The following is a 9,020-nucleotide window of genomic DNA, read 5'->3' as shown; positions in this document are numbered from 1 at the left end:
CTCCATGGACGCTCTGCGTCCAATGTGACGCAGAGCGTCACAGGCTGCGTTCCCACGCGGGAGCGTGGGAACGATCTATGTCGTGTCATGGGCTTTTTTGTGTGCCGTGTCTCGTCCTGAATAAGGTTTACACCTGTTTCAGGACTAGACACCGCTGATCGTTCCCACGCTCTGCGTAGGAATGACTCCATGGACGCTCTGCGTCCAATGTGACGCAGAGCGTCACAGGCTGCGTTCCCACGCGGGAGCGTGGGAACGATCTAACTTCTTATGCCAACTCGACTGCCCGCTGCTGATAATCCGTGGCCAACGCCTGGATCTGCGGATCGCTCGCGCTCAACAGCACTGAGCCTGCCACTCTCATGAATTCTGATTCACATGTGAAGTCGCCAGGCCCCGCTCATCACGATGAGCGGGGCTTTTGCATGTAAAGAGGAATGTTTCTCGACAACTCACGGCATAATGCACGCCGTGAATTTTTCTTGAACAAACAGTTTCAGATGAACAAGGCGGTCGACGTGTTGAAGAAAACCCTGTTCCAGCTGCATTGGTTCTTCGGCATCAGTGCCGGGCTGGTGCTGGCCTTGATGGGCATTACCGGTGCGGCGGTGTCGTTTCAGGACGAGATCCTGCGGGCACTGAACCCACAGGTCTTGCAGGTCGGGAAGCCGCTGGCCGGTGTGCTGCCGCCTGCCGAACTGGTGGAGAAAATCGAGGCCGCTGAAGGCAAAAAGGTCTCGATGCTCTGGGTCGAAACCGACAGCGGTAACGCCGCGCGGGTGTTCTTCACCCCGCCGCCCGGCGAGCGTCGCGGACAGATGCGCTACTTCGACCCCTACACCGGCGACTTCATGGGCGATGCTACAGGTCAGGACTTCTTCAGCCTGATGCTGCAGCTGCACCGCTTCCTGGCGATGGGCGATACCGGCCGGCAAATCACCGGCGCCTGCACGCTGATTCTGATTTTCTTCTGCCTGTCTGGCCTCTATCTGCGCTGGCCGCGTCAGGTCGCAAGCTGGCGCGCCTGGCTGACCTTCGACTGGGCAAAAAAAGGCCGCAGCTTCAATTGGGACCTGCATTCGGTGGCCGGTACCTGGTGCCTGATTTTCTATCTGCTGGCGGCATTGACCGGATTGTCCTGGTCCTATGAGTGGTACAACAAAGGCCTGAACAAGCTGCTCTCGGATTCTCCCGATAGTCAGATGCGTAAAGGTGGCCGAGGCGCACCGCCGTCCGGCCCGGCACCGACCGCCGATTACCGCGCGATGTGGAGCAGCATCTACAGCACTGCCGGCCCAGGCTTGAGTGCCTACAACATCCGCATGCCGCCAATGGCCGGACAACCGGCCACGGTGTTTTACCTGCTGAAGAACTCGCCCCATGATCGTGCGCTGAACCAGATCATGCTCGATCCGGCCAATGGCGCTGTCAGCCGGCATGATCGCTATGCCGACAAAAGCTTCAAGGCACAACTGCTGACCAGTATTTACGCGCTGCATGTCGGCAGTTACTTCGGGATTGTGGGGCGCATTGTGCTGACCCTCGCCGCCCTGACCATGCCGCTGTTCTTTGTCACCGGCTGGCTGTTGTACCTGGATCGTCGACGCAAGAAACGCCAGGTAAAAGACGCCCGCAATGGCCTGGGTCAAAATAATAGCGATGCACCGGCCTGGCTGATCGGTTTCGCCAGCCAAAGCGGTTTTGCCGAACAGCTGGCGTGGCAAACCGCCGGCCAATTGCAGGCCGCCGGGGTGCCGGTCAAGGTGCAGCCATTGGCGGATGTCAGCGAACAGCATTTGCGAGAGTCAAACCACGCGTTGTTCGTGGTCAGTACTTTCGGCGACGGTGAAGCACCGGACAGCGCCCGAGGCTTCGAACGCAAAGTGCTCGGACAGGCGTTGACACTAAACAACCTCAATTACACGGTGCTGGGTCTCGGTGATCGGCAGTATCAGCACTTCTGTGGCTTTGCCCGACGTCTGCACGCCTGGCTCGCAGAACATGGCGGCGCCACGCTGTTCGCCCCGATTGAAGTCGACAGCGGCGACCCCTACGCCCTGCTGCACTGGCAACAGCAACTCGGTCAACTGACCGGGCATACCCCGGTGGACACCTGGAAAGCACCGAGTTTCGACAACTGGACACTGAGCCAGCGCAGGCTACTCAACCCTGACAGCAGTGGCTCAGGCGTGTATTTGCTGGGGCTGACCGCGCCAACCGCCAGCAGTTGGCTGGCCGGCGATCTGGTGGAAATCCTGCCGCGCAACAGCGGTGCTGCAGTCGAGCATTTTCTCAGTGGGATGAGCCTGCCTGCGACAGCTCCAGTCCAGCTCGACGGCTTGCAGGAAACCCTGGCCCAGGCCCTGGCAGGTCGCCAGTTGCCCGACAATCGTGTTCATCTGGTCGGTCTGCAAGCCCAGGCATTGGTCGATGCCCTGGTGCCGTTGGCCATGCGCGAATACTCGATTGCCTCGATCGCCAGCGACGGCCTACTGGAACTGATTGTGCGTCAGGAGCGTCACGCCGATGGCAGTCTGGGCATCGGCTCCGGCTGGCTGACCGAACACGCGCCGCTGGGTTCTGCCATCAGCCTGCGGGTGCGGCGCAACAGCGGTTTCCATCTTCCCGCAGAACCACGACCGCTAATCCTGCTAGGCAACGGCACCGGCCTGGCGGGGCTGCGCAGCCTGCTCAAAGCACGCATCGCCGATGGTCAGCAACGCAACTGGTTGTTGTTCGGTGAGCGTAATGCCGAGCATGACTTCCATTGCCGGGACGAGCTGCACGAATGGCTGGCATGCCGCGATCTGGCGCGCCTGGACCTGGCGTTCTCGCGGGATCAGCAAGAGAAGATCTATGTGCAGGATCGACTGCGCGACGCAGCCGAAGAGTTGAAAAAGTGGCTGGCCGATGGTGCGGCCATTTATATCTGCGGCAGCCTGCAAGGGATGGCGGCGGGTGTGGATCAGGTGCTCAATGACATGCTGGGGGCTCAAGAGGTTGAGAAGCTGATCGAGCAAGGGCGTTATCGACGGGATGTGTACTGATACACCGAGTAACTGATCGCTCCCGCGCTCCCGCGTGGGAATGCATCCCGTGCCGCTGCGCGTCACATCCAAAGCAGACGCAGAGCGTCCAGAGCGGCATTCCCACGCAGAGCGTGGGAACGATCATAACGCGGTGCGCCAGCTAGACCGCGTTGACCTTATCGCAGGCAACAGCTAGGCGCCCCCCTGCTTCCTACAGGCATCAGGCTTATGCCGGCTCCAGAACCAACTCAACCACCTCAGGCCGCTTGATCAGCGCATACGTCACCGCCGTCAGCAAACTCCCGGCGACAATCGCCAAGAGATACAACAACGCATGGTTGATTGCATTCGGGATCAGCATAACGAACAGCCCACCGTGCGGCGCCATCAGCTTGCAGCTGAAGTACATCGACATTGCGCCAGTCAACGCACCGCCGGCGATGCTCGCCGGGATCACCCGCAACGGGTCCTTGGCGGCAAACGGGATCGCCCCTTCGGAGATAAAGCACAGGCCGAGCACAAATGCCGCTTTGCCGGCTTCACGCTCGGCCTGGGCAAACTTGCGGCGGGCGATGAACGTAGCGATGCCCATACCAATCGGCGGCACCATACCGGCAGCCATGGTGGTGGCCATCGGTGCATAACTTTGCGATGCCAGCAGGCCCACCGAGAACGCATAAGCGGCTTTGTTGATCGGCCCACCAAGGTCAACGCACATCATGCCGCCGAGCAACACACCGAGCAGAATCGCGTTGGTCGTACCCATGCTGTCGAGGAAGTGAGTCAGCCCTTCAAGCAACCCGGCAACCGGTTTACCCACCACGTAGATCATCACCAGCCCCGTGAACAGGCTCGCCAGCAACGGGATGATCAGGATTGGCTTCAACGCTTCGAGACTTTGCGGCAAGCGCGCCCAGCGATTGATCGCTTGCGCGGCATAACCGGCGATAAAACCGGCAATGATCCCACCGATAAAACCCGCCCCCAGGGTACTGGCCAACAGACCGCCAATCATCCCCGGCGCCAGGCCCGGACGGTCGGCGATCGAGTAGGCGATGTAACCGGCAAGCAGCGGCACCATCAGCTTGAATGCGCTCTCGCCACCGATCTGCATCAGCGCCGCGGCCAGGGTCCCTGGCTCTTTGAACGCCGTGATACCGAAGACAAATGACAAGGCGATCATCAACCCGCCGGCCACCACCATCGGCAACATGAACGACACACCGGTCAGAAGGTGCTTGTAGGCACCGGTTTTTTCTTGCTTGGCCGGACCTTTGGTGCCGGTCGAAGCACTTTCCTGCTGCCCCTCGGCCAACGCTTTATTCAGCGTGGCTTCGGCCTGTTTCAAGGCGATGCCCGTGCCGCAGCGGTAAATCCTCTTGCCGGCAAAACGCTCAGTGGCGACTTCGATATCCGCCGCCAGCAATACCACATCGGCGTCGGCAATCGCCGCTGCGCTCAAGGGGTTACGTGCACCGACCGAGCCCTGGGTTTCCACCAGCAGGTCATAGCCCAGGCGCTTGGCCGCTTGCTGCAATGCTTCGGCCGCCATAAAGGTGTGAGCGACGCCGGTCGGGCAAGCGGTCACTGCGACCAGCCGTGGCGCGCGTTTGCCAACGGCGGCCGGCGTGGCAACCACGTCGGGCGCGGCATAGACCTGCGCCTCCTCGGCACCGCGTCGCAATACCGCTTCGACGTCTTGCAGCGCTTGAGCCGGCGAGCTCTGAAACACTCGCTTGCCAACAAAGCGCAACATATCCACCGGCGCGCTGCTGACCACCAGCACCCACTCAGCAGCTTCGATGGTCGCGGCCGACAACTGGCGTTCCGGATGCGCAGCGTCATGCACTTCGACGCTGGTGCTCCAACCCTGGCGTTGCGCCGCTGCGTCGAGCAAACGCGCGCAGAGCACACTGGTGACCATGCCATTCGGGCAGGCAGTAACAATGGCTAACTTCATTACGAACCCTCTTATTGTTCTGTCAGGGGATGAATACGAACACCCTGTTCGAGCTGCGCCAGTTGCGCAGCATCGTTGATTCCAAAACCGATCTGGGTAACGGCCATGGCGGCAATCGCGGTGGCCGTGCGCAAGGTATGTTCAGGGGTATGAGCACTGAGCAAACCGTGCAGCATCCCCGCCAGCAATGAATCGCCAGCACCGACGGTACTGGCGACTCGGACCTTCGGTGGCAGTGCCTGCAAGGCACAACCGACGCTGAACCAGTTCACACCGTCGGCACCTTGGGAAATCACCACATGCTCGACACCTTGCGCCCTTAACCGGCTTGCCGCCTCGGTTTGCGCAGCCACCGACACGACCGGATAATCCAGCACTTGGGCCAGCTCTTCAGTATTGGGCTTGACCAGCCATGGACCTGCCGCGAGCCCTGCACGCAAGGCTTCGCCGCTGGTGTCCAGGGCAACTTTCAAGCCGAGATTTTTCAGGCGGATCAGCAACGTCTGCAACCACTGCGCACTGACGCCCTGCGGCAGACTGCCAGCGACCACCACCGCATCATGCCCGACGGCGATCTGATCGAGACGATCAAGCAGCGCCTGTTGAGCGGCTTCACTGACCAGCGGGCCCGGCCCATTCAAGTCGGTGATACGCCCATTGCTTTCAGCCAGTTTGATATTGCTGCGGGTTTCTCCGGGCACGCGAATGAACGCATCGACAAAACCACGCCGGGCAAACAGGGTTTCGAAGGCCTGTAGATTGTCTTCGCCGAGGAAACCGCTGACGGTCAGCTGATGCCCGAGATCGGCCAGCACCTGCGCCACGTTCACACCCTTGCCGGCGGCGTGGGTGTGCATGGCATCACTGCGGTTGACCTGACCGGGTTCCAGGCAGGCCAACTGGACGGTGAGGTCCAGCGCCGGGTTCAGGGTAAGGGTAAGAATCTTAGCCATTACAGTGCCTCCACTAAAGCACGCACTTCATTGGCGCTGCCCACGGCCAACGCCTGCTGAGCAAGGATTTTTGCCTGGCTCAAACCGAGCTCGCGAACCCGCGCCTTGACCTCGGCAATACTGCGCGCCGAGACACTCAGTTCATCCACGCCAAGCCCCACCAGCACTGGTACGGCCAACGGATCAGCCGCCAGCTCTCCACACACGCCGACCCATTTGCCATGGGCATGGGCCGCACGCACGGTGATGTCGATCAGTTGCAACACGGCTGGGTGCAAGCCATCGGCCTGGGCCGACAACGTCGGATGGCCGCGGTCGATGGCCAGGGTGTATTGGGTCAGGTCATTGGTACCGACGCTGAAGAAATCCACTTCCCTGGCCAATACCGGAGCGAGCAACGCCGCCGACGGCACTTCGATCATGATCCCCAATTGTAGATCGGCCACCGGGATTTCCAGACGCAGGCGCTCGGTCATGTCCCTGGCCTGGCGCCACTCATCGACGCTGCCGACCATCGGGAACATGATCCGCAGCGGCCGGTTATCAGCGGCGCGCAGCAAGGCGCGCAACTGGGCTTCCATGATCTGCGGACGTTGCAGAGTCAGACGAATGCCGCGAACACCGAGGAAAGGGTTTTCTTCCTTGGCGATCGGCCAGTAAGGCAGCGGTTTGTCACCGCCAACATCCAGGGTACGCACCACTAAAGGCCGGCCGGCCAAACCATCGAGCACACGGCGGTATTCGGTTTCCTGGGTCGCCTCATCCGGCGCTTGCGTGTGGGCCATGAAAATCAGTTCGGTGCGCAGCAAGCCAATGCCTTCGGCGCCCTGCTCCACGGCACTGACGACACCTGCGCTTTCACCGATATTGGCGAACACTTCAACGGCGTGGCCATCGGTGGTCAACGCCGGTTCGTGGCGCTGGGCCGCTGCGGCTTGCAGACGTTGCTCGCGGGTATCGCGCTCTACGGTGGCGCGCTGCAATGTCGCGGCATCGGCGTCCACATGCAGGCGGCCACGCTGACCGTCGAGCAACAGGGGCGTGCCCGGCGCCAGCAGCAATACCGCAGCGCCGGCACCGACCAGCGCTGGAATGCCCAGCGCCCGCGCGACAATCGCACTGTGGGCGGTGGCGCCACCACGAGCGGTAAGAATCCCGGCAACCCGCGCTGGATCGAGACGCGCCACATCCGAGGGGCCGACCTCATCCATCACCAGAATGTACGGTTGCTCAGGTTCGACCCGGGTTTCGACGCCACACAGCTGCGCCAGCACCCGGCGACCGACATCTCGCAAGTCCGCCGCACGCTCGGCCAGCAGCGCATCATGCAGCGATTCCTGTTGTTTGGCCGCTGCCTCGACCACCGCCATCCATGCAGCCTCGGCGCTTTCACCTTGCTTGAGGCGAGTGTCGACTTCGTCGGTCAGCTCCGGATCGTCGAGCATTTCCTGGTGAGTAATGAAAATCTCGCGGATAGCCTTGGCCTTGCTGCGCTGAATCAGCCCTTCGATGTCACCACGGACATCGGCCAGCGCCTGTTTCAGACGCTCACGTTCAATGGCGGCGGACTCACCACGCAACGGGTAATCGATGGGCTGCAGTACATGAATGTGGGCCGGACCGATGGCAATCCCGGGTGCGGCGGCTATCGCCTGAATCAGACTGCCCGAGGCCGGAACTACCAGCACCGGCTCCACTTCAGCGACGATTTCACGCGGTGCGCTGACCGCCGGCAACGGCTCGACTTCTTCGCCAAGTCCTTCTTCGATGGCCGCCAGCAACGCGGGCAAGGCATCGGCAGCGATGTTTGGTTCAGCGATAAACTCCAGCACCTGGCCACGATGGGCGCCGAGGCTGAGCAACTTGCTCAGGCTCTTCACCGACACCGCACTGTCCTTGCCGTCGACGATCCGCACGCGTATCTCGCCTTCAAAGCTTTTCGCCAGTTGCGCCAGAATCTTTGCCGGACGCGCATGCAAGCCGTGGGCATTGGCCAAGGCGATCCGGGCGCTCGGCCAGTCCGCCGGCAATTCGCCACCGAGCACTTCCAGGACCGCGCGGCTGCTGGTAGCTCGTCCCAACTCATGACCGCGACCTTCAATCAGCAACGCGCAAAGGCGTTCGAGCAAGGCTTGGTGGGCTTCACCCAGGCTGGCCAGACAGAACAGACCGCTCAGCGGTTGGCCGAGGTAGCGGATCGGCTTGTCCGGCGTGACGAAGGCCAGGCCTGGACGCTTGACCGTCTGTTCGCTGTGCAACCACCACAGGCCGTCGCCCAGCGGCAGTGCTTCAACCTGTTGCAGTACTGCGGAAAAACCATTGCTCACACAGTCGGCCTGACGCAGCAAACGCGCGCCACGCCAAACCAGCTCTTCGAAATCTTCGGCGGGCACGCCCAACCCGATCATCTGCGCATCCAGCGCCAACTCTTGCGGCGCACCTTGCAGCAGCTTCAACAGGGCCTCGGCGGAACTGGCGCGGCGCAGGGCCTGGCCCAGATCGGTTTCACCCAGGGCGCGGGTGAGTAATTGCAACAGGTGCAGGTGCTCATCGGATTTGGCGGCAATGCCGATCGCCAGATAGACGATCTGGCCATCACCCCAGTCCACCCCTTCCGGGAACTGCAACAGGCGCACACCGGTGGTGAACACCTTATCGCGGGTTTCAGGGGTGCCATGGGGGATCGCAATACCTTGACCGAGAAAGGTCGAGCCCTGGGCTTCCCGCGCCTGCAAACCGCCGAGGTAACCCTCTTCGACCAGGCCATCAGCGACAAGATGTTCGGCAAGCAGGTGCAGTGCCGCGGACTTATCCACAGCCGACTGGCCCATGGATATCTGCTCTATGGTGAGCTCGAGCATGCTTTCTCCTATTTAGCGCAAGTTCGCGCTAGGTATTGTTTTGAATGAATCAGCTTAGGCTTATTGTCAGAACAGCCTCGGGCGGCTTCTCGGCAGAACCGGCCCAACTCCTTTATACCCCTGAAAACACGCTTGCTGAAACGTTTAATCTAGAATGTTTGGCACGTTACTCGATAATCGCTCATCCTTGAAGCCCTATCTGTCGGTCGCAGTTGCG

At 61.3% G+C, this 9,020-nt stretch carries 4 protein-coding genes; 1 reads left to right on the top strand and 3 read right to left on the bottom strand.

Going from position 1 to position 9,020, the window contains the following annotated elements:
* The first annotated feature begins 518 nt into the window (after window positions 1-518).
* Window positions 519-3,047 (top strand): PepSY domain-containing protein, encoded by a 2,529-nt coding sequence (locus AC07O1_RS11560; RefSeq protein ID WP_495088855.1) that lies wholly within the window; start codon window positions 519-521, stop codon window positions 3,045-3,047.
* Between the two features lie 208 nt (window positions 3,048-3,255).
* Here AC07O1_RS11560 and AC07O1_RS11555 read toward each other — a convergent pair whose 3' ends face one another.
* Genes AC07O1_RS11555 through ptsP form a run of 3 tightly spaced genes read right to left on the bottom strand, consistent with a single transcriptional unit; the run spans window position 3,256 to window position 8,803 of the window.
* Complete coding sequence (locus AC07O1_RS11555) at window positions 3,256-4,989, bottom strand: PTS fructose-like transporter subunit IIB (protein ID WP_495088844.1); 1,734 nt, start codon at window positions 4,987-4,989, stop codon at window positions 3,256-3,258.
* Window positions 4,990-5,000: 11 nt separating this feature from the next.
* Window positions 5,001-5,942 carry a 1-phosphofructokinase gene (pfkB, locus tag AC07O1_RS11550; protein WP_494995333.1) on the bottom strand — a complete coding sequence of 314 codons (942 nt, stop codon included), beginning with the start codon at window positions 5,940-5,942 and terminating at the stop codon, window positions 5,001-5,003.
* Complete coding sequence (gene ptsP / locus AC07O1_RS11545) at window positions 5,942-8,803, bottom strand: phosphoenolpyruvate--protein phosphotransferase (RefSeq protein ID WP_495010221.1); 2,862 nt, start codon at window positions 8,801-8,803, stop codon at window positions 5,942-5,944. The genes pfkB and ptsP overlap by 1 nt, the downstream gene beginning before the upstream one ends.
* Window positions 8,804-9,020: the final 217 nt, after the last annotated feature.

This window comes from Pseudomonas sp. GW821-FHT07G10 (assembly GCF_059418545.1).
Note: the sequence above shows the minus strand (reverse complement) of the source record. Positions and strands in the feature narration are given on the sequence as shown.